This window comes from Ornithinibacter aureus (assembly GCF_009858245.1).
GTDB classification, from domain to species: domain Bacteria; phylum Actinomycetota; class Actinomycetes; order Actinomycetales; family Dermatophilaceae; genus Fodinibacter; species Fodinibacter aureus.
In genome coordinates, this window is record NZ_VMSB01000001.1 from 2,246,407 (window position 1) to 2,271,260 (window position 24,854).

Below are 24,854 nucleotides of genomic sequence, written 5' to 3' on the forward strand. Positions count from 1 at the left end.
CCTCGTGGAGGACATGGCGGCGGGATGACGTGGTGACCAGGTGGGGCGCTGCATCGGACGCCACGGACAGCGCGGTTGACGGGATGGGTCTCCGCGAAGCAGACGTCGTCACCGGCGCGTGAGGTGCGCGAGGTTCGACTCGTTCGCTGGCCGGACCAGTCGGAGCGGTTCTAGGTTCGGCCGACGACTGACACCGGGTCGGGTGATCAGCTCGCGAGGTAGTTGTCCAGCGCCCTACGGACGATCTCAGATGTGCCCGGGTGGTCACGCTCCGCGCGCTCCTGCACGGCTGGTCGGTGACGCGGTGAACAGGCCCACCGCCTCCTGGGTGATGCTCGGCCGGTGTTGGTGCGGATGGACTCGGCCTACTACGGCCGCGACGCCGTCCACGCCGCGATCACCGGCGGCGCGGCCGTGTCCGTCACCGTGCGCCTGGACCCAGCCGTCAAGGCCGCGATCGCCTCCATCAGCGACGACGCGTGGACCACGATCAAGTACCCGAACGCGATCTTCGACGAGGCCACTGGCACCTGGGTGTCCAAGGCGGAGGTCGCCGAGGTGCCCTACACCGCGTTCACCAGCAGGAGCAAGGCCGAGCGGGTCACCGGCCGCCTGGTCGTGCGCCGGATCCCCGACGTGCACGCGTCCAGGAAGCAGGCCGCCGGGCAGGGCACCCTGTTCGACCTGTGGCGCTTCCACGCGTTCTTCACCACCGTGCCCGCCGATCAGCTGGACGCCGTCGCGGCGGACAGCACCCACCGCGGCCACGCGATCATCGAGCAGGTCCACGCCGACCTCAAGGCCTCAGCGCTGGCTCACCTGCCGTCCGGGCGGTTTGCCGCGAACAGTGCCTGGCTCGTCCTCGCGGTCATCGCGTTCAACCTCACCCGCGCCGCCGCCGCCCTCACCGCAGCACCCGAGCTGGTCAGGGCGACCACCGCCACCGTGCGCCGCAAACTGATCCACGTTCCGGCCCGGGTCGCGACCTCGGCCCGCCGGATCACGCTGCACCTGCCCCAGCACTGGGCCCTGGCAGCAACCCAGGACCCAGCTGTTCGACCGCGTCGCCAAGCCCGCCCGCCACCGCCTCGCCCTGACCACCTCCGCCGACACCGGCGCCACCCCGAGGAACCCGCCCGGGAGCACCCCGACAGCCAGGTCGGGCGCGCACCCACGCCCCAACCCGACCCTCAGCCCGAGGACGAGATCACGCTGCGAGACCCAAGCGACCTCCTCGCGACCGCGAGCCAGGAGGACTGCCGGGTCGAGGCCGTCACTGGCGAGGTACCCGTGGAGGTGCTGGGCGGACCGGTTGCGGTTCTCCCCGGTCTCGATAACGAGGACAGAACGCCGTGCCTGGGCGAGGACGAGGGCAGCGTTGAGCCCCGCCGCCCCGCCACCGACGACGACCACGTCCCAGATCTCCTCGGCAGCGTATGCGGTGGATCTCGCCCGCGACCACCGTCACCGCCCGCAGTGGCCGCGAGGAGTCGTGGTGACCACATCCAGGGATCCGCAGGCCACCATCGGCGCAGCGGCCGACCTAAGGTTTAGTCATCGTCACGAGCGAAACGGGAGTGGACATGACAGAAGTGGGCAAGGCCGCGGAGAAGGAGCAGACCGCGCCACACCCGGAGGACCCGCGCAAGCCCGACCAGCTCTCGGAGATCAGCAAGCCCGCGTGGAAGATGACCCTGAAGAACACGTGGGCGGAGTTCTCCGCGGACAAGTGCACCGACCTGGCCGCGATGCTCACGTACTACTCGGTGCTATCGATCTTCCCGGCGCTGCTCGCCCTCGTCTCGCTTGTGGGGGTCTTCGGGCAGGGCGACGAAACGGTCAAGGCGATGCTCGACATCGTGCGACAGCTCGGGCAGCCCGACGCCGCGGACACCCTCGAGGGCCCGGTGACCGAGATGGTCAACGCGGATCGCGCCGGCATCACGCTCGTCATCGGAATCCTCACCGCGCTGTGGTCGGCTTCCGCCTATGTCGGCGGGTTCGGGCGGGCGATGAACACGATCTACGAAGTCGACGAAGGCCGACCGGTGTGGAAGCTGCGCCCGATGATGCTCCTCGTGACGACCGTGCTCGTCGTCGGGGCGGCGCTCGCGCTCCTCGGCCTGGTCATCAGCGGGCCGGTGGCCGAGGCGATCGGCGGGACGATCGGTCTGGGCTCGCAGTCGGTAACGATCTGGAACTGGGTCAAGCTGCCCGTCATCCTGGGCATCGTCGTCCTCATGGTCGCGCTGCTCTACTACGCGACGCCCAACGTCAAGCAGCCGAAGTTCCGGTGGATGAGCATCGGTGCGGCGGTGGCCATCGTCGTCTGGGTCATCGCGTCGATCGCGTTCGCGTTCTATGTGTCCCGCTTCGGGAACTACAACAAGACCTATGGGTCCTTGGCGACCGTCGTCATCACCCTGCTGTGGCTGTGGCTCACCAACCTGGCCCTGCTCTTCGGCGCTGAGCTGGACGCCGAACTCGAGCGCTCCCGGCAGCTGCAGGCCGGCATCAAGGCCGAGCGCACCCTCCAGCTGCCACCGCGGGACACCCGCCAGTCGGAGAGGGCCGAGGAGAAGCTCGAGAAGCGCGTCGCCGAGGGGCGCGAGCTGCGCATGCAGGCGATCGAGGACGGCGCCACCGGCGCGCCGCCCGAGGGCAAGGGCGGCCACGATCGGTCCCGGCATGAGGAACCTGACCGCACCCGCCACGACGGGCGGCGGTCCGATGGGACGCGGAAGGAGCACGGGAAGGCCCACGGCTCGAAGGAGTCCGCCGACGAAGACTCCGGCGAGGCACCGAAGGCCCTCACCCTCGGGGCTCTGGCCGGTGTCGCCGCCCTCGTCATCAAGCGCGCCCTGCGCCGCGGCCGCTGACCTCCCCTCGCCTCCTCCCCCTCCCCTCCTGGGACGACCCGGGACTGGAGGAACTGGCAGAGCTGGCGCGGGGTGAACTGGCTGCTCGCGAGCTGGAGGATGACCATGGTGATCGAGAAGACGAGACCGGGGACGCTGAGGAGGCGGCGACCTTTTACGCGTCGGTCTTCCCCGACTCGCGCGTTGACGCGGTCCACACCGCACCGACCGACTTCCCGGGCGGCACAGCGGGTGACGTCCTCACGGTGGACTTCACCGTCCTTGGCATCCCGTGCATGGGGCTCAACGGCGGCGACGAGTTCACCCACTCGGAGGCGTTCTCCTTCCAGGTCGCGACCGACGACCAGGCCGAGACGGACCGATACTGGGACGCGATCGTGGGCAACGGCGGGCAGGAGAGCGCCTGCGGCTGGTGCAAGGACCGCTGGGGCCTGTCCTGGCAGATCACGCCGAGGGTCCTCACCGAGGCGCTCGCGTCGGACGACGAGGGTGTGCGGCAGCGCGCGTTCGCCGCGATGATGACGATGCAGCGGATCGACGTCGCTGCCATCGAGCAGGCTGTAGCAGGAGCAGACTGAGCCTGAATCCACCGACGCTGTTTCGTGAGGAATCCGCGGTGTGTGTTCTTGGTGGCGGGCTGGGGTGAGGGTTTTCGGGCGTGGGTGATCGGCCGGCAAAGGATCAACCCATACGCCCGGTTTTGAGGTAATCCAGGATCGGCACCGCCAGCGGAAAGAGTAGGTCGTCCAGCATATAGTGCAGTTGCGACCAGAAGGCGGGCTCGGCCATCGCCGGCGGGTCGGCATCGGTCAACTGATCGCGCAGCGGGTCGGTGATCGCCGGCATGTGCTGTTTCAGATCGCCCGGATAGCCCTTGGCGGTGAACACCGCCGCCATGAACAGGCAATAACAGCGGACAAAGGCACCCGAGTTGCTGTTCACGAAGATGCTTTCCTCGTCGAAGACTTCCTCCACCGGGTTCAGCAGCCAGATCGTGTCATCGGCGGCCTCGCCCAGAACGCCCTCGCCCGAGGTGCCAAAGGCCAGATAGCGGCCGCCCTGCCAGGCCACCTCGACACATTCATCGGGAAAGCGCGGAAAGTGGAAGTTGGACTCGGGGTAATCTTCCAGCACCGCCAGCCAGTTCGCCCTGACGGCGGCCATATCGTATTTGCGCTTGGGCAAGCGGGACAGGCTGGCACCGGCCAGCCCGTCCAGTTCCTTTTCGATGCGGGCGAAGAAGTCGGTCATTTCAAGCCGTCCAGAATACTCTGCAGCCCGCGCCAGGAATTTGGCCTGTATTCACCGAATAGGTGATCTGCGCACCCGGCGCATAGCGATTCAGCAGCGGCCTCCAAATGTCGTGGCAGGGGGCCGCGTTCCGAGAAAATCTCAAGGATGCGCGCCGAACCGGCGGTTTCGCCCACGATGATCTCCTCGGCATGCATGCTCCCATCATTCTTGCGCACTCGCCGCATCGGTCAAGCTAGCGACAGTGAGACGTTGCTCGGCATCCACGGGAGAGTCTAGGGAGCCGAAGTGGAAGGGGTTGAAGCCGAAGGTGACGGATTCGCGCCCAGCCCGCAATGTGTGATACTGGTGACGCCGATCGTCATCTGTGGCGGTACCGGCCGAGATATTCGAGAAGTCGTTGATCGAGTGGGTCGAGACGAACGGTGCGAAGAACGGCGCGACACCCACGATCATCAGAGATGCGTAGAGCCACTCGAACTGGCCACGCGCGCTGCGCAAGTCCGGAGCTTCAACGACGAGTTCCAGATTGCAGTGTTGGATGAGGACGTCCGCCAGCTGGTACTCAACCTCCAGCGTGTGATGCTGACTCACCGCTAGCCAAGCCCAGTCCGTGATTCCGACGTCCCACCTACGCGGAAGAATTGCGAAGCCGCCCGTCTGGTATCGGTCCGGCGACTCAGAAACCAAGTGCAACACCGGCACGAAGTGTTGAGGCACAGGGAGAACATAGCGAACGTCGAGGGCGGCTTCCCGCCACCGCGACTAGTTCTTGCGGACCGGGACGTTGTAGACGGGGTGCCCGTTGTGAGGTTAGGACCGTTCGACGGTGGCGATGCCACGATGAGCAGCGGCAAATCCCGCGTCGGCTACTTACACGCCCGGGGACTCACCCGCCTCCCATAATCTCGGATGTGCGACACGCCCGAGGTGCATAACGTCGAGTGATTCTTAGAATCAGCCGCAGTTCTTACAAGATTGAGTGCATCTCGACAATCTCGACAATCTAGTGTCGAGATGCAGTGAAGATTGCACGGGGGCCGGGGTCAACCTTGCGCGATCAGGGTCTCTCGACAGGAGCTGTGCAAAGTAGCGCCTGGCGGCAACTCCGGATGTCTAGGGCCTGCCTGTTGTTATGCGCAGCAGGAGAGGGTTGAGATGTCGGTGGTGAAGGCCTTGGCTGCGATGCGGATGCCTTCGGTGATGGTCAGGTAGGGCGCCCAGGAGTCGATGACCTCGTCGAGGGTCTTGCCCAGGACGTGGACTCCCGCGGCTGCCAGCTCGCCTGCGTCCTTCGCCACGGCGGTGATGCCGATGATCGTGCTGGTGTCGGCGTCGATCACCATCTTGATGAAGCCGCGGGTGTCGCGGTTCACCTGTGCCCGGGAGAGAAGGTGCAGGGGGACTACGCGGCAGTCGCATCTAATGCCGGCGGTCAGGGCCTGCTGCTCGGTCAGTCCGACGGCGCCGATCGAGGGGCTGGTGAAGGTAACCCTGGGCAGGTGGGAGTAGTCGACCGAGCGGTGAGCACCGGTAAAGGCGTTCTCGACCGCCAGCGTGCCGTGTCGGGCGGCGACGTAGACGAACGCCGGGTGGCCGGTCACGTCGCCCGCCGCCCACACCCTCGGGTTGGTCGAGGTGAGCTCATCAGTGACGACGACGTGCCCCAGGTGGCCGGTGCTGACCCCGACCTGTGGCAGGTTGAGGCGGGCGGTGGTGGGGCGACGGCCGACGGCCAGGAGCAGGTGCTCAGCCTCGAAGACCCGTTGCTCGCCGGCGACGGTAGCGGTGGCGACCACCTTGCCGGTGCCGGGGTCGCGCACGACCCGGGTGACGTGGGCGCCGTCGACGAGGCGGATGCCCTCGTCCGTGAGGACCTGGCCCATGGTGCTGGCGACCTCGGGCTCCTCGTGCGAGGCCAGTCGGGACCGGACCAGCATGGTCACCTGCGAACCGAGCCGGGCGAGCAGCTGGGCCTGTTCCAGGGCGACGTACCCGCCGCCGAGGACGAGCAGCGAGGCAGGAACGACGCCGAGGTCCATGACCGTGGTCGATGTCAGATGGTCCGTGTCGGCCAGCCCGTCGATCGGCGGCACCCAGGGGTGGCTGCCGGTGGCGACCAGGTAGTGCTTGGCGTGGACGCTCTCAACCGTCCCCTCCGGGGTGGTGACGCGCAGGAACGGGTCTTCGGCGGTGCCGTCGAACCGGGCCTCGCCGGTCATCGTCCTCCAGCCGTGCGCGTCGGCGACGTCGAGGTACCGCTCGGTGCGCAGTTGGGTGACGAGCCCGTCCTTGCCTGCGATGACGGCGGGCATGTCCACCGGGCCCGCGTTCGTCGTGATCCCCGGAAAGCGATGGTCGGCGTCCTCAGCGACGTGTCGCGCCTCGGCGGCAGCCAGGAGGGCCTTGGAGGGGACGCACCCGGTGTTGACGCAGGTCCCGCCGACGGTGCCGCGCTCGACCATCGCCACCCTCTGGCCCAGTTCCACCGCGCGGATCGCGGCGGCGAACGCCGCCCCGCCCGATCCGATGATGACCAGATCCACAGTTGTCGCCACGATGACTCCTCCACCCCAGCTCGTCGCTGATTCGCTGATGCAGCGATACTGGACCTTCCAGTACAGGTGAAGGTCAAGTCCGAACCCTCGAGGAGGAGGCAGGGATGAGAATCGGGCACCTGGCCGATGCCACCGGCACGACTACCAAGGCGCTGCGGTTCTACGAGGCCCAAGGGCTGCTCGCGCTCGCGGCCCGCACCAGCTCCGGCTACCGCGACTACCCCCGCGAGACCGTGTCCCGGATCCGGTTCATCCACCGCGGCCAGGCCGCCGGCCTGACCCTGGCGCAGATCCGGCAGATCCTCGACCTCCGAGACCGGGGCCAACCACCCTGCACGCACGTGCAGGGACTCCTTCAGACCCGCCTGGACGAGATCGACGAGCAGATCAGCAAGCTCACCGCCCTCCGCGACACCATCACCGCTCTGCAGGAACACGCGGCCGATCCCGACCCCGCGGGATGCAGTCCCGACGACATCTGCCGATACCTGTGATGGGTACCGCCCACCGCCAGGACAGACCCACGACCGCGCGGACGATAATCACCCACTCGGCGAACCGACTTCGGCGAAGCAGGTGAGGACACCACTGCGCACGCTCGACAGAACCGGCCCGCGGCGCCGAGCACTACGCTGGCCAGATGGCACGTACCGTGCTCCAGCGGATCCACAATCCAGGCAACAGGCAATGCGGCTGCGACCCCGAGTGCTGGTGTCGCACGACCACCTGGGGCCGAGCCCTCAAGTGGTGGCTGCCACCCAAACTGGGAATCCACCACAAGAACGAAGCGTCAGGAGCGGCCTGAGACTCAACCGGTGGCGCCCCCGCCGGCGCTGGTCCATCTGCGAGAACGTAAGTGTCATCGCTCTGCAGTTAGATCCCACGCGCCCGGGATGTATAACGTCAGGTGTTCTTGGAATTGACCGTCGTTCTTACAAGATTGAGTGCATCTCGACACTGTGACGTCGTCGTGTCGAGACGTAGGCAAAACTGCAGGACGGTGAGCAACGGATCTTGCACGAAGTGGCTTTGGGGGTTTCCTCCAACACCGCTTGTAGGTGAGTTCTGACACCACCCGGGCGGGGTTCGCGCCAACGAAGTTGGTCTCGTTCGACATCGCTGCCAGGCCGTCAACTCGTCCGTTGCTTGGTGGCTTGGGCCATGCGGTACGAGTCGGTGCCGGTCTCGAGGATGGTGCCGCCGAAGGTGAGCCGGTCGACGATGGCGGCGCAGAGCCGAGGGGTCGGTGAAGGTCTTGGTCCAGCCGCCGAAGGATTCGTTGGACGCGATCGCAACCGATGCCTTCTCTTCGCGCTCGGTGAGGACTTGGAACAGGAGTTCCGCGCCGCGGCGATCGAGTTGCATGTAGCCGAGTTCGTCGATGCACAGCAGGTCGACGCGGCCGTAGCGGGCGATGGTCTTCGCCAGAGTCATCTCGTCGGCGGCCTCGACGAGCTCGTTGGCGAGCTGGGTGGCCAAGGTGTACTTGACGCGGTAGCCCGCCATGGCGGCCTCGGTGCCGAGCGCGATCAGCAGATGGGACTTGCCGGTTCCGGAATCCCCGATCAGGCACAGCGGCTGGCCCTTCTGGACCCATTCGCACTTGGCGAGGATGTGGATCACGGCGGGGTCGATGTTGGGGTTGGCGTCGAAGTCGAAGGCCCGCAGGGACTTCTCGCGGGGGAACTTGGCGGCCTTGATCCGGCGCTCGGACCGGCGTCGGGCTCGGTCGTCGCATTCGGCGAGCAGCACCTCGGCGAGGAAGCCTCTGTAGGACATCTGCTCATGCCCGGCACGGTCGGCGTAGTCGGTGAAGGAGTTGCGGATGGTGGGCATCCTCAACATCCGGCAGGCCTGGTCGATCGCGGCGTTGGCTGCTTCCTCAGTCATTCCACGGCGCTTAGTGGTCACGGTGCGGCTCCTTCGTTCGGGATGTCACGGCGGCTGGGCAGCAGCTGGTCGTACTTGTCCACACTCGGCAGTGGCCGAGTGTCGGCCGGGGTGCGGGCGCGAAGTCGACGATCGGCCAGCGATCGCACGGCAGGGGTCTCGCCCTCTCCGTGTGCCCCGTCGTCTCCCGTCAGGGTGGTCGGGTGGTCCGCGGTCGTGTCGTCGGCCGTGCCATTTCCTGTGTCGTCTTGCTTGCGCGCTTCCAACGCGACCGCGTCCGCGGTGAGCGCGCCTGCACGCAGTGCTGTCGCGAGTCCGGCGACGACGTGTTCGTGTGGAAGGTGCCGGTGGAGCATCAGGACCTCGATCAGGGCACGGGTGCCGTTGGCGTCACCGTGGGCCTTGCAGGCAGCGGCCCACCATGCGTCGTGGACGGGAGTGAACCGTCCTGATGACCTGGCTTGCTCCAGCGCTGTCGCACCGGGCAGCGCGCCCGGTTTGCGGAGGAGGACCTCGAGGTAGTGGTCCAGGTCGACCCGGGTCGAGCCCTTGGTCATGAGCCGTTCGTGGGGCGATCTCGGTCTTGCCATCGAACACGATCAGGTCGCTCGCGTTGAGCAGCACTCGGGCTTGACGGCCGACCATGCGCGCGGGGACGGAGTACTTGTTCATCCGGACCATGACCTGGGCGTACCGGTCCACTCGTGGGGTGAACCAGCGGCCGGTCTCGAACGCTTCGGTGGGCAGTGGCGCGAGGAGTGGTTGCTCGGTGGCGAAGTGTTCCCCGACGGTGCGGGCGCGGGATCCGATCCGCCGATCGTCGTCGGCTTCGTCCCAGACGTCGACCATGGCGTTGAGCTCGTCGAGGGAGTCGACTTCGGGGATGGGGACGAGGTGGTTGCGGCAGAACCAGCCGATCTGCCCCTCGACGCCCCCCTTCTCGTGCGCGCCTTGGATGCCGGGTTGGCAGTAGAAGGCCTCGATGCCGTAGTGAGAGCGGAACGCGGTCCACCGGTCGGCCTCGACCCGCTGACGAGAGAACCCGATCACGCTGGCGACGGCGGCCTTGAGGTTGTCGTAGCGGATCTTCCCGGTCGGCACCCCGCCGAGGATCCGGAAGGCGTGCGCGTGGCCCTCGAAGAAGGCTTCCTGCCCGGCCGATGCACTGATCCGGTGCACGGCCTTGCCGGAGTAGGAGAGTCACAGACTGAACAACGTGCAGGTGACCAGTTCGCCGCGCAGCCGGATCGCAACCTCACCGAAGTCGACCTCGGCCTCCCGCCCCGGCAGGTGTTCTTGAGGGATGAACGTGTTGGGGGGTTCCCGACCCGCTTCGATCCGGATCTCGCGGCGCCGGATGGCGACGTACTCGCGCACCATCCAGTACGACACCTCGATGGCGTGATGTTCGTCCAGGAGGCGGTCGAAGATCCGCTTCGCGGTGTGCCGCTGCTTCCTCGGGGCATCCAGATCGCCACGGAGCCAGCCGTCGATGATGGCCCGGTACGGGTCCAGGCGGGAGCCGCGCTTCGGCGGTGCCTTTCGTGGTTCCGGCCAGGCGGAGTTCAGTGCGGCCGTGACGGTGCGGTATCCGACCCGGTGCTTGCGTTGCAGAGCGCGGTTCGACATCCCGGCACGGGCATCGCGGCGGATCGCTGCGTACAGCGCAACGCGAGAACTACCCGCACCAACGCCCAACCCCTGCCAAGTGCTTCTCACCGCGGACGCAGATGCCCGACCGTCACGCCTTGCTGCTCGGCCAATCGCTGGGCAATCAAGGAACGGTGACAGGCCTCGGGATCGCGCTCGACGCAGAACAAGGCCGCTGCTCCGACGCTCGGCAGCGCTGACACGATCGGCTCGAGGTCGGCGTGGGCGAGGACCTCAGCGGTGTAGCGGTCAACGTACGCGGGGGCGAGCTCACGGCGGGTGCGTTTGCCGACACCCTGGCGGGCGTCCTCGGCATACTGAAGCTGACGCAGCTCGGTGGTGGGGGCCAGGTCGCGGTGATGCCAGTACCCGATCCCGGCGGCGGCAAGCGAGGCCTGCAATCGCTGCGAGTTGGCCCAGGCGTACTGGGTGCCTCGCACGCCGCGACGCTGTCGCACATCGAGCAGCATGGTGACCCCGCCCTTGTTCAGGCTGTCCAGAAACGACGAGGCATCGAAGCCGTAGACCCCGATCGTCCTCAGCTGGTGCATCAGCGATCACCCCTCCCTGCCTGGCTGCCCGCGCCGACGGTGACCGGAGCGGGCAGCAGGGGTCGCTCAGGCGACCGCGGTGCCTTCCAGCTCGATCATCTGGCCGGGGATCGCCAGCCGTGTCACGCCGAGCATGGTGGTGGTCGGCGCTACCTGGGCTGCTCCCAGCCGCGACGCCAGCACTCCGTAGTGCTGGAAGAGCAGGTCGACGTCGGTGGTGTACACGTTGAGCCGCACGAGGTTGGCCAGTGACATGTCGGCCGCGGCCAGCACCGCCTCCAGGTTGTCCAGGCTCAACGCAACCTGTGCTGCCATGTCTCCCTCATGCTGAGGAGTTCCGTCGGCTCCCATCGCGGTCTGCCCAGAGCAGTACAACGTCCGGGTGTGGCCGGTGATCACCTCGCCCTGGTTGAACCCCATCTCCACAGACCACGTCACCGGGTTGACGGCCACTCGTTCGATTGCCACATCAGCTCCAATCAGATTCCATCGGGGTTGCCCGCATTCGGGCGTCGCCGCGGTTCGGCGGCGCGTGACCACCCTGACGCTGAATCACGACACCTTGTGTCAGGTATTCAGATAACGTCTTCGTCGTGCGAGCTGACCGGCTGGTGTCCTTGGTCCTGCTGCTGCGTCAGCGCGGCCAGTTGACCGCGGATGCCCTGGCCAAAGAGCTCGAGGTCTCCCCGCGCACCGTCCTGCGCGACATCGAAGCGCTTTCCGCGGCCGGCGTCCCCGTCTATGCCGAACGTGGCCGGCACGGTGGGTACGCACTCCTACCTGGGTTCCGGACCGAGCTCACGGGCCTCAACAACGACGAAGCACTCGCGCTGCTCACCGCTGGCTCAAGGCCAGGCGAGCAGATCTTCGGACTCGGGACGGCTCTCGCCTCAGCAATGCGGAAGATCGTTGACGCCCTCCCCGAAGGCCACCAGGTCGCCGCGACCAACGCGGCACAACGGTTCCTCGTCAACCCCGAGACCGACCTACTTTCCCGTCGCCTGAGCCAGGAAGAGCTGCCCGATGCCGCGTTGATGGTGGTGCGACGCGCGGTCCTCGCCGGACGCAAACTGCGGATCCACTACGCCTCGCGCGGCCAGCCACCCCAATGGCACACAGTGGACCCGATCGGCCTGGTCACCGTGCGAGACAAGGGCTACTTACTAGCCACCGAGTCCGGCACCGACCGGACCATGCGAATATCGCGAATCCACGCCGCCGAAGAGCTTGTCGAACCAGCCCAGCGACCAGATCAGGTCAACCTCGAACACATCTGGGCACAACGGTGCGCCGAATTCCTGTCCGAGGGCCACATCTCCGTCCAGGTACGTGTGAGCCCGGCGCGCCGGGACGACCTCCTCGTCATGGCAGAAGCCGTACGCGGCGAGGAGGCCGAACCGGACGGCTGGCTACGCCTCGAAGTCACCTTCCAAGATCTCTGGCACGCAGAGTGGGCGCTGTGGCAGCTCTGCACCAACGCTGAAGCGCTCGCCCCGCCCGAACTGCGCGCTTCACTGCACGCTCGGGCAGACGCAGTCGCCGACCGCTACCGAGCCACGGCTAAGCCCGACCCGAACTAAACGTCCATCCGTGCCTGCCCACTTCAGGAGTGATGCCGAAACTCACCAACACCGGCGCAGCTCACGAACCGAGCGGTGTCGAAACAACCCCCACTCGGTGTTGAACGAGACCTCCATAGCCGGTCAAGCCCGATGGGGTGGTGTACGAGGGTGATCCCTCGTTGGGGGTGGTTCAGGTGGTGAGCTGGCCGATGAGGGCGGGCTCGGTGACCTCCTCTCGTGAGTTTGCTGCGGTGAGGGCCTCGCGGGTGCGGGTGAGGGCGTCGAGGCTGAAGTAGCGGCGCTGCTCGGCCCATTCGTCGTGCTGTTCGGCCAGGACGGCGCCGACGAGGCGGATGATGGCGTCGCGGTTGGGGAAGATCCCCACGACGTCGGTGCGCCTGCGGATCTCGCGATTCAGGCGCTCGTTGGGGTTGTTGCTCCAGATCTGTCGCCAGATCTCCTTGGGGAACGCGGTGAACGCGAGGATGTCGGCGCGGGCGCCCTCGAGGTGCTCGGCCACCTGTGGGAGCTTGTCGTGCAGCCCGTCCAGGACCCGGTCGAACTGGGCGTGTACGGCCTCGGTGTTGGGCTGGTCGTACACCGAGTGCAGCAGCGCCTTGACCCACCCCCACTGGGACTTGGGGGTGATCGCCATGAGGTTCGCGGCGTAGTGGGTGCGGCACCGCTGCCACGACGCGGCGGGCAGGGTCGCCCCGATCGCGTCGATCAGGCCGGCGTGGGCGTCGGAGGTGACCATGGCGACCCCGGACAGGCCCCGCGCGACGAGGTCACGGAAGAACCCCAACCAGCCGGCACCGGATTCGGCTGTGGCGCAGGTGATCCCGAGGACTTCGCGGTACCCGTCGGCGTTGACGCCGGTGGCGACCATGACCGCCACCTTGACGACCCGACCGCCCTCGCGGACCTTGATCGTGAGCGCGTCCGCGGCCACGAACAGGTACGGGCCCTCGGTCAGCGGGCGGGTGCGGAACGCCGCGACCTGCTCGTCGAGGTCCTTGGCCATCTCGCTGACGGTGGACTTGCTCAGCCCGGTGATGCCCAGGGTCCGCACCAGCTTGTCCATCCTCCGGGTGGACACCCCGAGCAGGTAGCAGGTCGCCACGACGGTGACCAGCGCCTCCTCCGCCCGCCGGCGCCGCGTGAGCAGCCAGTCCGGGAAGAAGGACCCCTCACGCAGCTTGGGGATGGCCACGTCGATCGTGCCGGCGCGGGTGTCCAGGTCCCGGTGCCGGTACCCGTTACGGCGGTTGGTCCGGTCCTGGCTGCGGGTGCCGTACTCAGCCCCGCACACGGAGTCGGCCTGCGCTGACAGCAGCGCGTTGATGAACGTGGTGAGCATGTCGCGCATCAAGTCAGGGCTGGCCTGAGCGAGCTCGTCCTGCAGGAAACGGGCAGGGTCGATACTGGGTGCAGCGGTCATCGTGGTGCTCCAATTCGAGTCGGTTGTGAGAGATCACTCGAAGGATCACGCGGTGACCGCGCCTACCTCAGCAGGACACGCTCACCGTCGTCGTCGTACACCACTCTGCCGGACTCAACTCTCGTAGACGATGACGTGGGGTTAGCGCGGCATTGCGATGACTCAAAGTGCCTCCTGAGATAGATCGGTGGCCGGCCGCGTTTGCGACCGGCCACCGGATGATGGAGTTGCAGTAGACGTCTCTACTCGGCGCCTTGCGCTGCATGGAAGGTGAGTGCTGGCTCGAGCCAGGACTCGAGCCCAGGTCCCTGGAGTGCGGCCTGCTCAACGCTGATCCAGCCGTCGCCCATGGGGCGGTCTGCGCCCATGAGCGCAGGGTGAGCACCAGGACGGGTGAGCAGGTCTTCCGCGTCAGTGGGGTCGATGCGTAGCAGGAGCGTCCCTTCCCGACGAGCGGCGACGACCATCCGGTCCTCGACCATGAACGACACTCCCCCGAACATCGACACCTCACGAGGGTTGCGAGCTCTTAGCGCGTCACGAACTCGCTCGACCAGGTCCTTCTGTGCTGTCATCGTCCACCCTTCTCGATGTACTCGGGGCCGCTGTAGTGAAGGTTCAAGGACGCGATGCGTCCGCCGTCGAAGGTGAAGAACTCCGCGAAGGTCATGGGACCGCCGGGCATGGTCGCCGTGTAGAGCACGGCGGAGCTGTTAGTGCCGTGCACGTCGTGGATGATCTCGATCTGCTTGACCGTCGCGATGAACCCGGCAACCCCGCCCAGGAAGCCATCGGTGGCGTCGGGGAGGTGACCAGCGAGGGAGCCCGTGAAGTCGAGGTGGTCATCCAGCAGAGGCCGTAGGTCAGCCCCGTCCTGGTAACTGTCGATGCCGGACTCGAGGATCCGGTAGTAGTCCTTGAGTGTCTGAGGTGCGGCAGAAGACAGGGTGGCGGGCATGGCTCTCCTTGGTGTGAGAATGGTGCTTGATACTTTCAAGCAGGCACTTGATAAAGTCAAGGGGGTTCAGGTGAAGTCCTACGGACAGCTTTGTTCGATCGCTCGCGCCTTAGATGTCGTCGGTGACCGGTGGACTCTCCTGATCGTGCGTGAGCTGCTGATCGGGGGAGCATTGCGCTTTGGCGAAGTCCAGCGCGGCCTGCCTGGCATCGCGACGAACCTGCTCACCCAGCGCCTGCGGGACCTCGAGACCAACGGTGTCGTCGCCCGCGAGCCCGCCCCAGGAATCCCGGGCACGCCAACGTATCGACTTACCGAGCGTGGCCGGGCCCTGGACGGAGTGCTGCGCGAGCTTCTGAAGTGGGGTGCACCGACGGTTCCAGAGGCGCCGAGTGATGCGATCTTCCAGATGCACTGGCTCAGCCAACCGGCACGCTTCCTCCTCGCGGATCACAGACCGGACGAGCCACCGATCGTGATCCGGTTCGGCACCTTCGACGACGGCTTCGACCTCACCGCCGCCGGGACCATCGCGGTGAACCCTTGCCAGCGCGATGTCAGCCCCCTGGCGCGTGTTGCAGGCCCCGGGCCGGTACTGGTTGCCCTCCTGCAAGGCGCAATGCCTCTGCCCGCCGCTATCGCGCATGGCGTGGATGTCACCGGCGATGCCGCGACCCTGACGCGAGTTCTACCAGCGCCGCAAGCGTCGACTAACGTCCCCGGTCAGTACATCTAGGCGAGTCGAGGTTGCGTCTCGATGCCTGGTTGCTTCCGCCAGAGGGCTATAACACCAGCTGGTGGACACGCCCGAGGTGCATAATGTCGGCTAATTCATGGAATCAGCGGCACTTCTTACAGTTTTGAGTGCATCTGTCGAGATGCAGCGAAGACGGCACGTACTCGGGCGGCGTACCTCGCAGAACTCGTCTTGGTCGCTGGGGTCGTGCAAGATCCACCGCGGCTTGCAAATGTCAGGTGACGCCCGGCTGTGTGACCGGTGGGATTGAGCGTCGGCGGCAGTTTCAGGGAGCCTGATCGTGGTGGCAGACCGCTTCGATGTTGATGCCGTGCGGGTCGAGGACGAATGCGCCGTAGTAGTGCTCGTGGTACTCGAGGTGAGTAGCGGGCGGGTGGAGTAGTTGGGCGTCGAGGCCTGCGGCAGTGTCGTAGAAGGCGTGTACGAGCTCTCGGGTGTCGACAGTGAACGCCAGGTGCATGTTGGTGCCGACAGCGCCGCTATTGATGAGCCAGAAGAAGGGTTTGGTGTCGGGCCAGCCGTATCCGGTCATTGCCGCGTCGGTGGCGGTGGCGGGAATGTCCAGGACGGGCTGGATGCCGATCGAGGCCAGGAGCGGGTCGTAGAAGGCGCGGGCGCGGGTGAGGTCGGGGATGGCGATGTTGAGGTGGTCGATCTGTGAGCCGGATCGGTCGGGCACGGGACTACTCCTCGGGGTGTCGTGCTGCTGGTGGGGTGTCGATTCGGAGGTCATGTGGTGAGGCGGTTTGTCAGGGCGCGGCCGGTGTGGGTGTGGCTGGCCGGGAGCCCGCTCGGTGGGCCTTGGTAGCGCAGGCTCCCGCCGTGGGGGCCGGCGTCGGGTCCGAGGTCGATGATGTGGTCGGCGGTGGCGATCAGGTGCAGGTGGTGATCGGCAACGATGACGGTGGCACCTTGGTCGACGAGGCGGTGGAAGAGCCGGGTGAGGATGTCGACGTCGTTCATGTGCAGCCCGGTGGTGGGTTCGTCAAGGATGTAGATGCCCGCGGGCCGGATGATGTGGCTGGCCAGACGCAGGCGCTGTCGTTCGCCACCGGAGAGGGTGGACAGCGGCTGCCCAAGACTGAGGTATCCCAGGCCGACGTCGACGAGCGTACTGAAGGCGGGCCCGGCGGGGGTCTCGACATATCGGGTGGCGGCCTCGTCCACGGGCATCGTGAGGACGTCGGCGATGGTCAGGCCGTCGAGGGTGTGGGTGAGGACCTCGGCGGTGTAGCGGTCACCGTTGCAGGTGGCGCAGGTGACCGGGACGGGGTCGCTGGTGGGGGCGTCGAGGTAGGTGACGCCCAGCCCGGAGCAGTCGGCGCAGGCTCCGGCACTGTTGGCGCTGAACAGGGCCGGTTTGAGCGGGTGGCCGGGGCGGCTTCCGGCTTTGGCGAAGGCCTCGCGGATCCAGTCCATGGCGCCGGTGTAGGTCGCGGGGGTGGAGCGACGAGATCCCCGGATCGCATGCTGGTCCAGGACCACTGTTCCGTCCTGGTGGGGGATGTGTGCCAGCAGCGAGGTCTTTCCGGCGCCGGCGACCCCGGTGATGCAGGTGAGGACGCCGGTGGGGATATCGAGGGTGAGGTGGTCGAGGTTGTTGGTCGTCGCGTCCCGGATGGGCAGGACGCCGGTGGGGGTGCGTGGTTCGCGGTTGAGGGCCGGCCCGGTCTTGAGTGCTCGGCCGGTAGGGGTGTCGGTGCCGGCCAGACGTGCCGAAGGGCCTTGGTAGGTGATGGTGCCGCCGTGCGTGCCGGCGCCGGGTCCGAGGTCGATGACGTGGTCGGCGGCGGTGATGACGTCGGGGTGGTGTTCGACGACCAGGACGGTGTTGCCCTTGTCGCGCAGCGCCTTCAGGAGGGTGACGACGCGTGTGGTGTCGTGGGCGTGGAGGCCGGCGGCGGGTTCGTCGAAGACGTAGGTGAGGTCGGTCAGGGCGGAGTCGAGGTGTAGCACGGTGCGGATGCGTTGGCCTTCGCCGCCGGAGAGGGTGGAGGTGGGCCTGTCCAGGGCGAGGTACCCCAGGCCGACCTCGGTCAGGTTGCACAGTAGTGACCGCAGTTGGGTGATCAGGGGGGTGGCCGTGGGTAGGTCGAGCCGTGCGAGCCAGTCCTGCAGGTCGGTGGCGGGCATGGCGTGGCAGGTGGTGATGGGGGTGTTGGCGATGGTGCATGCCCGGGCCGGCGCGTTCAGGCGGCTGCCGGAGCAGTCGGGGCACGGGCCGGTGGTCGCGGCGCGTTCGACGGCCTCGCGCAGGCGGGGTTTGAGGGCGGCGAGGTCTTTGGACAGGTACAGGCGGGTGATCTTGGTCAAGACACCTTCGTAGGCCATGGGGTAGGTGCCGGTCTCGACGTTGGGTCCGGTCCCGGTGAGCAGGTGCTCGAGCTCTTCGCTGCTGTAGTCGCGCACGGGCTTGTCGTTGTCGAAAGCGCCGCTGCGGGCATACACCTTCCAAAACAGGGACCCGACGGCGAAGTTCGGGAACTTGATCGCGCCCTCATTCAGGGACAGTGCGCGGTCCAGGACCGCGTCGATGTTCAGAGTCGCTGCCCGCCCGGTCCCCTCGCACGCCAGGCACATACCGGCAGGGGTGTTGAACGACAAGGCGTGGGGTCCCGGGACGGGTGGGGTGCCGTGGCTGGCGTACAGCTGTCGTAGGAGGGACCAGGCGTCGGTGGCGGTGCCGACCGTGGAGCGGGGGTTGGCACCCAGTGGTGATTGGTCGACGACGATCGAGGCGGACAGGCCCTCAAGGGTGTCAACGTTCGGGCGGGGCAGGTGCGGCATCAGGTTCTGCACGAATGCCGGGTAGGTCGCGGCGAGGAGCCGTTGGGATTCGGCGGCGATGGTGTCAAAGGCCAAGGAAGACTTGCCGGACCCTGAGACGCCGGTGACGACGGACAGCTGCTTCTTGGGGATGTCGACGTCGATGTTGCGCAGGTTGTGGGTGCGGGCACCGCGCACCCGGATCACGTCGCTGGTCATAGTGGAGGTTGCTTTCGGTGGCGGTTTCATCGGGTCAGCCTTGGTGTGCTGCGGCGGCCTTGGGCAGCGCAAGCATCGCGAAGGCGGCCAAGAGGTAGGTGGCGACCTGCCAGGGCATCACGTGCGCCAAGGCTTGGCCGAAGACGTGGGCTTGGGTGCCGGGCGCGCCTGCCGATGCGGTGGCCGGGAGTGCGTTGAAGAAGACGGTGGCCAAGATCGCAATCCCGATCGCGCCACCGATCTGGTTGACGGTGGACAGCGCCCCGCCGGCGGCGCCGGCCTGTCGGCCGGGGACACCGGCGAGGACGACGTTGACCAGGATCGGTGCGCCAAGGCCCAGTCCGAGACCGCCGAGGAACATCACGCCGGCCAGGGCCCAGTAGCCGGGCGTGGCGCCGTCGCGGACCAGCCACCACAGCAGCCCTTGCGAGGCGGCCAGGGTCAGCGAGCCGGTGATCAGGAGAGCGCGGCCGGCTTTGGCGGCCAAGGCCACCCCGGCGCCGGAGGTGATGATCGAGCCGAGCGCGTACGGCAGGATCACCAGCCCGGTCTCCCACGCCGTGCGCCCGGTCCCGAGTTGCAAGTAGATCGACAGCACGAGGAAGAACGATGCGAGACCGCCGAAGAAGAACACCGCAGCCGCCAGGCCGGCGCTGAATGGTCGGATCGACAGCAGGGAAGGATCGAGGACGGGTTGGCCACCGGCTCGGGCCAGCCGCTGCTCGTAGGCGAGGAAACCGGCGAGCACGACCAGGCCGAGGACCAGCAGGCCCCATCCCCAACCGGGCCATCCCCAGTCCCGACCCTGCACGAGCGGCAGCAGCACAAGGAATACGCCGACCGCGGCCAGCAGTGCACCGACCACGTCCAGACGGGTGCGGCCCGGAGCATGGGACTCAGGCAGGAACCGCACCCCGAGCGCCAACGCGAGCACAGCGACCGGGACGTTGATCCAGAAGATCGTGCGCCATCCCAGGCCCCACAGGTCGGCGTTGACGAGGGCCCCGCCCAACAGCGGCCCAGCCACCGACGCCAGGCCTTGGACCGCGCCATACGCGCCGAAGGCCTTGGCCATCGCGGCCGGGGCGAATGAGGAGCGGATGATCCCGAAGACCTGCGGCACCATGAACCCGCCCGCCAGGCCCTGCAACGCCCGCAGCGCGATGAGCGTCCCGGCCGAAGGCGCCAAGGCGCAGGCCGCCGAGGCGAGGGCAAAGCCGGCCAACGAGACCAGGAAGACCCGGCGTCGCCCATAGGCGTCGCCGACCCGGCCACCGGTCACCAGACCAGAGCCGAGCGCTAGGACGTATGCGGCGAGCATCCACTGCAGCTCCGCCTCCGATGCGCTCAGGTTGGCCGCGATGTCCGGGGCCGCGACCGTGACGATCGTGACGTCGAGCAGATCCATGAAGGACGCGAACAGCACAACGAGCAATGCCAGAGACGCGGCACGACCGGCGACCTGCGGTTCGGGAGCGGTGTGGGGTGCCGCTGGGGCGGGTGTCGAGGAAGTCATGGACCCACCCTGACGGCGATAGAGGACACCGAGTGTCCGCTATTCGTGAGAATCTTTGGAACATGGCGGACACCTCGGAGCGGATCCTGCGGCTGCTCTCGCTGCTCAGCGCCCGCGTCGAATGGCCCGGCGCCGAGCTCGCTCAGCGCCTGAACGTCTCGGTCCGCACTTTGCGTCGCGACGTGGAGACCCTGCGTGACCTCGGATACCCGGTCCACGCGATCAAGGGCTCACGAGGCGGGTACCGCCTCGGCGCCGGCGGCAAGCTGCCGCCACTGGTCCTCGATGACGACCAAGCCATCGCCATCGCCCTCGCCCTGCAGACCGCCCCAGCCACCGTCACAGGCATCGACGACGCCGTCGCCAGAGCCCTGACCACCCTGCGTCAGGTCATGCCCGCGCGCCTACGCGCGGCCAGCGATGCGTTCGAGGTCACCAGCCTGCGCAACTACTGGGAGTTCTCCGCCCCACCCATCGACGTCGCAACCCTTCAAATCGTGGGTGCAGCGATACGCACCGGCCACACTCTGAGGTTCGATTACGCCACCCCACAAGGCGACGTCCCAGCGCCGGGCGACCCTGGCTTCCAACCACCCCGAGAGGTCGAGCCCCACCACTTGGTCGTGTGGGCCGGCCGCTGGTACCTCATCACCAGAGACCGGCAACACCAGACATGGTCCACCTACCGCGTCGACCGAATCCGCCCGAAGACAAGCGCAGGAGCGTCCTTCACCCCGCACCCCCTCACCGCCGACGACCTCAACCGACTCGTCGTGCAAAACCCAGACCGCGGAGACACCCCCGGGCAATGGCAATGCGTCGGCAGCGCCACCCTGAACCTGCCCGCCGACGTGGTGGCCCGCTGGGCACCAGGCGGATCCGTCGTCACACCCATCGACCCGTCACACTGCCGCCTCACCATCGGCGGGTGGTCCTGGGCAGGAGTCGCTGGCCTGTTCATCACCTTCGATACCGACCTGACCGACATCGGACCGCCCGCCCTGGCCGAAACGATCAGAGCCGTCGGACAGCGGCTCCTTGGCTCCAACGATCAGCACTGAGCGGTCCTGCTCGACAGCTGGCCTCGTGAGTCAGTGGCCTCAGAGTTCGCGAAGAGAACAGAGCATCTTTGAGCCGCGCCCCGTAGCGCCGCCATAACGTCGCGTTTGGGAAACGGCTCCGCAGCGTTCCGCGATATTGCTGCAATAGTCCGTCGTTTTTGCAATCTTCGCTGCATCTCGACAGCCGTCGTACGCCAACCTCAGTCAGCCATCGGCAGCGCGCCCTCGCAGGGCCGTTACATAACGCCCAGTGCAGACACGGCCGAGGTGCATAACGTCGGCTAATTCTTAGAATCAACGTCCGTTCTTACAAGATTGAGTGCATCTCGACAGCAAGATTGGCTGCATCTCGACAACATCAGACGGAGGAGGACACTTGTCGAAATGCAGCCTAGATTGCGTGATCGCACGCGACCCGCTTTGTACAGTTCCCTGCTGAGGGTGAGTTAGTGCAAGATCCGCGGGGTTCGGCCGGACCTGATCCAAGAACCTCCCGTCCGGCGAGGGCACCCATCGGGGTTGCAGGCTCATCGAACTTGACCGGGCACCTCGCTGGTCGCAGCTGAGGCTCGCCGGTGTTGACGAGTGCAGGCCCAGCGTATGGCGCGGCGGTGATTGTGCACGTTGCGGTAGCCGAACGCGTTGCGGCCTTGGTGTTTCGCGAGGCGGTTGTACCCCTCGGATCGGGCGTTGGAGTAGTCGGTGATGATCGCGGCCTCGATGGCTGGCCACCACGCCTCGATGGTCGCCGCGAAGCGGTGGACCTCGGGCGAGGTCGAGGTGGCGGCCTGCTCGTACAACGCCCAGAGCCGGTCGCGGATGAGGGAGCGTTCGGGGAAGGTCGCGGACAGCGCCAGGAGGTGGCGCAGGTTCTCCTTGACGGTGGACGCGTGCAGGATCTCGATGCCGGGGTCGCCGGCGTCGATCAGGGCGTTCCATAGCTTCGCGAACGCGGTGGGGTCCAGGCGTTCGTGGCCGATGAGGAGCTTGCGGCGCCCGGCCCATTCCGGGTCACGCTTGCGGCCGCGGCGGCCACGCACATCACGGGTTGCGTGCTGACGGACCTCGGTGAGCATGTCGTTGGCGAGCCGCACCAGGTGGAACCGGTCGGTGACGACGACCGCGTGCGGGAGGGCGTCGCTGACCGCGCGCAGGTAGGACGCGGACAGGTCGATCGTGACGTGGGTGATCCCGGCCCGCCACGAATCCGGCTGCTCCGCAATCCATTCGGCGACCTTGGCTGCGGTGCGGCCGTCGATGTGAGCGAGCAGGCCGCCGGTGCCTGCGGCGTCGGCGATCCCGGTGTGCCACCGGTCCGCGAGCACGAACCACCGCCCGGTGTCGGGGTCCTGGGCCCACTTGACCTTGCCGCGGCGGGTCTCGTCGATCCCCAGGACCTGCACCGGCGGCAGCGGCTGCGCCAGGACGGGGTCGACGTGCGCGATGAACGCGGCGTGCGCCACCGGCCAGGACACCCCGTAGTAGCCCGCGCCAGCGCTCACGCAGGAGAACCGCGTCGCGATCCCGGCCCCGCACTCCGTGCGCAGCCGGGTCGTCACCCTGGCCCTGGGCGGGACCGCGGGCAGCGACTCGGTAAACGACCCTCGAGGGCACGCCGCCTCCCGGCAGCGCCACCGCCGCTTGTGCCACACCAGATGCAGCAGGGCTTGCCCGTAGGGAACGTCCCGCGGCCTGGTCACCGCGTGACCCTTCACCGAAGTCGACAACACTCCACACGACGGGCAGCCCGCCGCCGCCTCGTCATCAGTGACCACGTGCACCACCCGAGCACCGTCGTCGTCGAGCTCGACCGTGACCACCGCCAACCCCTCGAGCCCGAGGAGCAGCGTCGCGTCCTGCCCGCTCGTGTCGTTCTGGACCGCCTGAAATTGCGTACGCTGAACCAAGCCCGTGACCTCACCTTCGTGACCATGAACTGCCTTGACAACAGCCATGATCACCGAGGTCACGGGCCCTACCGCGTCACCACGCAGGGCACCCGTGCCCGGTCAAGTTCGAAGAGCCGGGTTGCACAAGCGGGTGCGCGCAGAGGCAGAGGCGCGTGAGCAATATCCCGGAGTTACCTCACGTTGGGTCCGTGGCACCACTCCCGGGATTCTGGTGTGATTAGTCGAACAGGGAAACCATGGTTTCGTCGACGCTCTCCCTAAACCAAGCAAGCTCCTCCTGAGTGAGCATCATGAGGACTGAGAGGTCTGGTGCGTCATCGACCGGGTTCTGACTTGTTACCCGCCGATCTGTGTTCACTGAAACGGCGCCCAGGTGCAACTGATCTAGTGGGAGTCCCGCTGCCTCAGTTCCGGTGGAGGTGTATCCCACTAGCAGGGGCTGCGCCCAAGCACCCTGCCATGATCCAGAATGGCGCTCGCGCGGAACGTCGAGAAATACCGTCCGGCCGCCATATGCCGCCTGAACGGCAGCGTTCCGCGAACCCGAGTAGATGGGCTCAACTCGAAACGCCGACCAGGACCTCCAATGCGCATACGCCGAACTAACAAGAAGACGTAGGCCGAAAGTTGAGTCCGTGCGCTGAGGCAAATCCCGCAACCACACGAATATTCCGATATTCTCGTCATCCGCACAGCGACCCTTGTACCGCTTCCGGAGTTCCTTTAGGCGGGCATCGGGACCATTTCGCCTAAAAGTCAGTTCCTGGAGCCGATTGCTTAGAACGACGCCAGTCACTTCTCGCATGGAACCGTCCCTTGGCGACGCTCCTAACGCGGAGTATGCGTCTCCCAACGCCAAGTTGAAGCGGGTCCCGTAGTGCAAGCTCTTGGACTTTCGAACCCCCGCCCCTGTGCGTCGATACATCTTGGGCTCGTGCGAAGCTAGGGCGCATTCGGTGACGATCTGAGCGACCTGCGAGTGACACTTCAGCAGAATCGGCTTCACACCGAGAGCCTTCCTCATGGAGTCTGCCTGCCATACTGCGACCTCCGCGCAAATCTGCGTGGTGAGGTCATCCCGATGCAGCGTTGGCGTGAGCACCGCAAACCGGCTGGCTCCGTTGTTCTTCGACAGCGCTAGAGGCGTCGTGATGTTGCGATCCGCAAGACTGGCGCCCACCAAGAGAACATCGCTGCCCCGGAGGAGCTCGGCGAGGCGGTTCTGTATTTCTGGGCCGTGCAGGCGAAAGTCGCTCTCGCTCAGCACCAAGGGGCCGAGAGAGGTTCGATCCTCGGCATAAATCAGCCCGTGCAGATGCATGACCGACGCGCGGTGATCGTCGTCAGCGAGATTGGTCCACGTCTCCCAGTTCTCAAACGAGAAACTGGAGACGCTCTCAAAGGCTTGGCCCATAGCCGACTCGAGGACCTCGTCGAAGTTCGTCGTAATTACCGAAATTCGACGCTGGTAAACAGAAGCAAGTTGGGCGATTGCCTCGGCAACGGCGCTCGGCTCCGGCTCAGAATTGTCCCTGTAAAGGGCCTCGCGAATGTGCTTTACGTTGTTCTTGTTCGACTGCTGATCGCCGCTTAGGAACAAGACCAGGTCACTGCGCCGCTCAAGATCGCTTGAATTCAGAGCACGAAATGCGGACAAGATCTTGTCCGGAACCAACTTGTTCTCAACGCCCTCAACAAGTTCGAGCCATGAGGGAAGCCCTGCCGCCATTGACACACCCGCCCCGGCTACCAAGACCAACGGGCGCTGCGGTTTGCGAAGCGTGTCGATGAGATTCTGAAAGTATGGCTGGTCTGTGTAGGACAGCGCGTGCCCGGTTATTAGCGCCGCGGGCGCGATGCACCTGTCATTTGGGTTCACGACTTC

Annotated in this window: 20 protein-coding genes and 4 pseudogenes; 7 read left to right on the top strand and 17 right to left on the bottom strand. The window is 66.5% G+C overall.

What is annotated here, in order from left to right; genetic code table 11:
• Window positions 1-309: 309 nt before the first annotated feature.
• Window positions 310-1,063, top strand: a pseudogene (locus tag C8E84_RS18115) (IS1380 family transposase); the annotation flags it as partial.
• A 206-nt stretch (window positions 1,064-1,269) separates the two neighbouring features.
• On the opposite strand, the pseudogene C8E84_RS10710 reads toward C8E84_RS18115, so the two are convergent.
• Window positions 1,270-1,413, bottom strand: a pseudogene (locus tag C8E84_RS10710) (FAD-dependent oxidoreductase); the annotation flags it as partial.
• A gap of 170 nt (window positions 1,414-1,583) precedes the next feature.
• Between C8E84_RS10710 and C8E84_RS10715 the strand changes: the two are divergent.
• Together C8E84_RS10715 and C8E84_RS18120 are read left to right on the top strand one after the other, a co-directional pair.
• Window positions 1,584-2,879 carry a YihY/virulence factor BrkB family protein gene (locus C8E84_RS10715; protein ID WP_211675490.1) on the top strand — a complete coding sequence of 432 codons (1,296 nt, stop codon included), beginning with the start codon at window positions 1,584-1,586 and terminating at the stop codon, window positions 2,877-2,879.
• A gap of 92 nt (window positions 2,880-2,971) precedes the next feature.
• Window positions 2,972-3,457 (top strand): VOC family protein, encoded by a 486-nt coding sequence (locus C8E84_RS18120; RefSeq protein WP_159904756.1) that lies wholly within the window; start codon window positions 2,972-2,974, stop codon window positions 3,455-3,457.
• A 103-nt stretch (window positions 3,458-3,560) separates the two neighbouring features.
• Here C8E84_RS18120 and C8E84_RS18125 read toward each other — a convergent pair whose 3' ends face one another.
• From C8E84_RS18125 to merA, 4 genes are all read right to left on the bottom strand, one after another.
• Window positions 3,561-4,130, bottom strand: a complete 570-nt coding sequence (locus C8E84_RS18125; RefSeq protein ID WP_159902015.1) for an SUKH-4 family immunity protein — start codon at window positions 4,128-4,130, stop codon at window positions 3,561-3,563.
• Window positions 4,127-4,327 carry a hypothetical protein gene (locus C8E84_RS10735; RefSeq protein ID WP_159902017.1) on the bottom strand — a complete coding sequence of 67 codons (201 nt, stop codon included), beginning with the start codon at window positions 4,325-4,327 and terminating at the stop codon, window positions 4,127-4,129. Before C8E84_RS10735 ends, C8E84_RS18125 begins: the two co-directional genes overlap by 4 nt.
• Window positions 4,328-4,334: 7 nt before the next feature.
• Window positions 4,335-4,850 (bottom strand): hypothetical protein, encoded by a 516-nt coding sequence (locus C8E84_RS10740; protein ID WP_159902019.1) that lies wholly within the window; start codon window positions 4,848-4,850, stop codon window positions 4,335-4,337.
• Between the two features lie 413 nt (window positions 4,851-5,263).
• Window positions 5,264-6,688, bottom strand: a complete 1,425-nt coding sequence (gene merA / locus C8E84_RS10745; RefSeq protein WP_159902021.1) for a mercury(II) reductase — start codon at window positions 6,686-6,688, stop codon at window positions 5,264-5,266.
• A 104-nt stretch (window positions 6,689-6,792) separates the two neighbouring features.
• Here merA and C8E84_RS10750 point away from each other — a divergent pair, with 104 nt between their 5' ends.
• Window positions 6,793-7,182: a heavy metal-responsive transcriptional regulator gene (locus tag C8E84_RS10750; RefSeq protein WP_159902023.1), complete on the top strand. Its 390-nt coding sequence runs from the start codon at window positions 6,793-6,795 to the stop codon at window positions 7,180-7,182.
• A gap of 636 nt (window positions 7,183-7,818) precedes the next feature.
• Here C8E84_RS10750 and istB read toward each other — a convergent pair.
• The 4 genes and pseudogenes from istB to C8E84_RS10770 all read right to left on the bottom strand — a co-directional run bounded on the left by istB (window position 7,819) and on the right by C8E84_RS10770 (window position 11,241).
• A pseudogene (istB, locus tag C8E84_RS10755) lies at window positions 7,819-8,578 on the bottom strand (IS21-like element helper ATPase IstB).
• Between the two features lie 17 nt (window positions 8,579-8,595).
• Window positions 8,596-10,207 (bottom strand): annotated as a pseudogene (gene istA, locus C8E84_RS10760) (IS21 family transposase).
• 86 nt (window positions 10,208-10,293) lie between these two features.
• On the bottom strand, window positions 10,294-10,779 hold the full coding sequence (locus tag C8E84_RS10765) for a DUF488 domain-containing protein (RefSeq protein ID WP_159902025.1): 486 nt from the start codon (window positions 10,777-10,779) through the stop codon (window positions 10,294-10,296).
• Window positions 10,780-10,845: 66 nt separating this feature from the next.
• On the bottom strand, window positions 10,846-11,241 hold the full coding sequence (locus tag C8E84_RS10770) for a RidA family protein (protein ID WP_094363985.1): 396 nt from the start codon (window positions 11,239-11,241) through the stop codon (window positions 10,846-10,848).
• Window positions 11,242-11,390: 149 nt separating this feature from the next.
• Between C8E84_RS10770 and C8E84_RS10775 the strand changes: the two genes are divergently transcribed.
• Entirely contained in the window at window positions 11,391-12,359 is a 969-nt protein-coding gene (locus C8E84_RS10775; RefSeq protein ID WP_246197070.1) for a helix-turn-helix transcriptional regulator, read from the top strand.
• A 172-nt stretch (window positions 12,360-12,531) separates the two neighbouring features.
• Here the strand turns inward: C8E84_RS10775 and C8E84_RS10780 are convergent, their stop codons facing one another.
• From C8E84_RS10780 to C8E84_RS10790, 3 genes are all read right to left on the bottom strand, one after another.
• Window positions 12,532-13,782 (bottom strand): IS256 family transposase, encoded by a 1,251-nt coding sequence (locus C8E84_RS10780; RefSeq protein ID WP_159902029.1) that lies wholly within the window; start codon window positions 13,780-13,782, stop codon window positions 12,532-12,534.
• Window positions 13,783-14,024: 242 nt separating this feature from the next.
• Entirely contained in the window at window positions 14,025-14,357 is a 333-nt protein-coding gene (locus C8E84_RS10785) for a TfoX/Sxy family protein (RefSeq protein WP_005177612.1), read from the bottom strand.
• Window positions 14,354-14,740, bottom strand: a complete 387-nt coding sequence (locus tag C8E84_RS10790; protein ID WP_005177618.1) for a nuclear transport factor 2-like protein — start codon at window positions 14,738-14,740, stop codon at window positions 14,354-14,356. Before C8E84_RS10790 ends, C8E84_RS10785 begins: the two co-directional genes overlap by 4 nt.
• Here C8E84_RS10790 and C8E84_RS10795 point away from each other — a divergent pair.
• Entirely contained in the window at window positions 14,739-15,476 is a 738-nt protein-coding gene (locus C8E84_RS10795; protein WP_246196894.1) for a winged helix-turn-helix transcriptional regulator, read from the top strand. The two genes, C8E84_RS10790 and C8E84_RS10795, sit on opposite strands and share 2 nt — an antisense overlap.
• Before the next feature lie 286 nt (window positions 15,477-15,762).
• Here the strand turns inward: C8E84_RS10795 and C8E84_RS10800 are convergent, their stop codons facing one another.
• The 3 genes from C8E84_RS10800 to C8E84_RS10810 are packed head-to-tail and all read right to left on the bottom strand — an operon-like array spanning window position 15,763 to window position 19,998.
• On the bottom strand, window positions 15,763-16,176 hold the full coding sequence (locus C8E84_RS10800) for a VOC family protein (RefSeq protein ID WP_211675493.1): 414 nt from the start codon (window positions 16,174-16,176) through the stop codon (window positions 15,763-15,765).
• A gap of 50 nt (window positions 16,177-16,226) precedes the next feature.
• A complete protein-coding gene (locus tag C8E84_RS10805; protein WP_246196895.1) occupies window positions 16,227-18,482 on the bottom strand; it encodes an ATP-binding cassette domain-containing protein in 2,256 nt (751 codons plus the stop codon).
• 34 nt (window positions 18,483-18,516) lie between these two features.
• The gene (locus C8E84_RS10810) at window positions 18,517-19,998 is read right to left on the bottom strand and encodes an MFS transporter (RefSeq protein ID WP_159902035.1); all 1,482 of its coding nucleotides are present in this window, start codon (window positions 19,996-19,998) and stop codon (window positions 18,517-18,519) included.
• A gap of 62 nt (window positions 19,999-20,060) precedes the next feature.
• Here C8E84_RS10810 and C8E84_RS10815 point away from each other — a divergent pair, with 62 nt between their 5' ends.
• Window positions 20,061-21,059, top strand: coding sequence for a helix-turn-helix transcriptional regulator (locus C8E84_RS10815; protein WP_159902037.1), 999 nt, complete (start codon window positions 20,061-20,063; stop codon window positions 21,057-21,059).
• Between the two features lie 527 nt (window positions 21,060-21,586).
• On the opposite strand, the gene C8E84_RS10820 is transcribed toward C8E84_RS10815, so the two are convergent.
• On the bottom strand, window positions 21,587-22,966 hold the full coding sequence (locus C8E84_RS10820; RefSeq protein WP_246196896.1) for an ISL3 family transposase: 1,380 nt from the start codon (window positions 22,964-22,966) through the stop codon (window positions 21,587-21,589).
• A 220-nt stretch (window positions 22,967-23,186) separates the two neighbouring features.
• Window positions 23,187-24,848 carry an SIR2 family protein gene (locus C8E84_RS10825; protein ID WP_159902041.1) on the bottom strand — a complete coding sequence of 554 codons (1,662 nt, stop codon included), beginning with the start codon at window positions 24,846-24,848 and terminating at the stop codon, window positions 23,187-23,189.
• Window positions 24,849-24,854 lie beyond the last annotated feature (6 nt).

Excerpts from the sequence above, each read along its gene's own strand:
- C8E84_RS10715 (WP_211675490.1), top strand. The coding sequence starts at position 1,584 with ATGACAGAAGTGGGCAAGGCCGCGGAGAAGGAGCAGACCGCGCCACAC.
- C8E84_RS18125 (WP_159902015.1), bottom strand. The coding sequence starts at position 4,130 with ATGACCGACTTCTTCGCCCGCATCGAAAAGGAACTGGACGGGCTGGCC.
- C8E84_RS10735 (WP_159902017.1), bottom strand. The coding sequence starts at position 4,327 with ATGCATGCCGAGGAGATCATCGTGGGCGAAACCGCCGGTTCGGCGCGC.
- C8E84_RS10750 (WP_159902023.1), top strand. The coding sequence starts at position 6,793 with ATGAGAATCGGGCACCTGGCCGATGCCACCGGCACGACTACCAAGGCG.
- C8E84_RS10765 (WP_159902025.1), bottom strand. The coding sequence starts at position 10,779 with ATGCACCAGCTGAGGACGATCGGGGTCTACGGCTTCGATGCCTCGTCG.
- C8E84_RS10780 (WP_159902029.1), bottom strand. The coding sequence starts at position 13,782 with ATGACCGCTGCACCCAGTATCGACCCTGCCCGTTTCCTGCAGGACGAG.
- C8E84_RS10785 (WP_005177612.1), bottom strand. The coding sequence starts at position 14,357 with ATGACAGCACAGAAGGACCTGGTCGAGCGAGTTCGTGACGCGCTAAGA.
- C8E84_RS10795 (WP_246196894.1), top strand. The coding sequence starts at position 14,739 with ATGGCTCTCCTTGGTGTGAGAATGGTGCTTGATACTTTCAAGCAGGCA.
- C8E84_RS10790 (WP_005177618.1), bottom strand. The coding sequence starts at position 14,740 with ATGCCCGCCACCCTGTCTTCTGCCGCACCTCAGACACTCAAGGACTAC.
- C8E84_RS10805 (WP_246196895.1), bottom strand. The coding sequence starts at position 18,482 with ATGACCAGCGACGTGATCCGGGTGCGCGGTGCCCGCACCCACAACCTG.
- C8E84_RS10810 (WP_159902035.1), bottom strand. The coding sequence starts at position 19,998 with ATGACTTCCTCGACACCCGCCCCAGCGGCACCCCACACCGCTCCCGAA.
- C8E84_RS10815 (WP_159902037.1), top strand. The coding sequence starts at position 20,061 with ATGGCGGACACCTCGGAGCGGATCCTGCGGCTGCTCTCGCTGCTCAGC.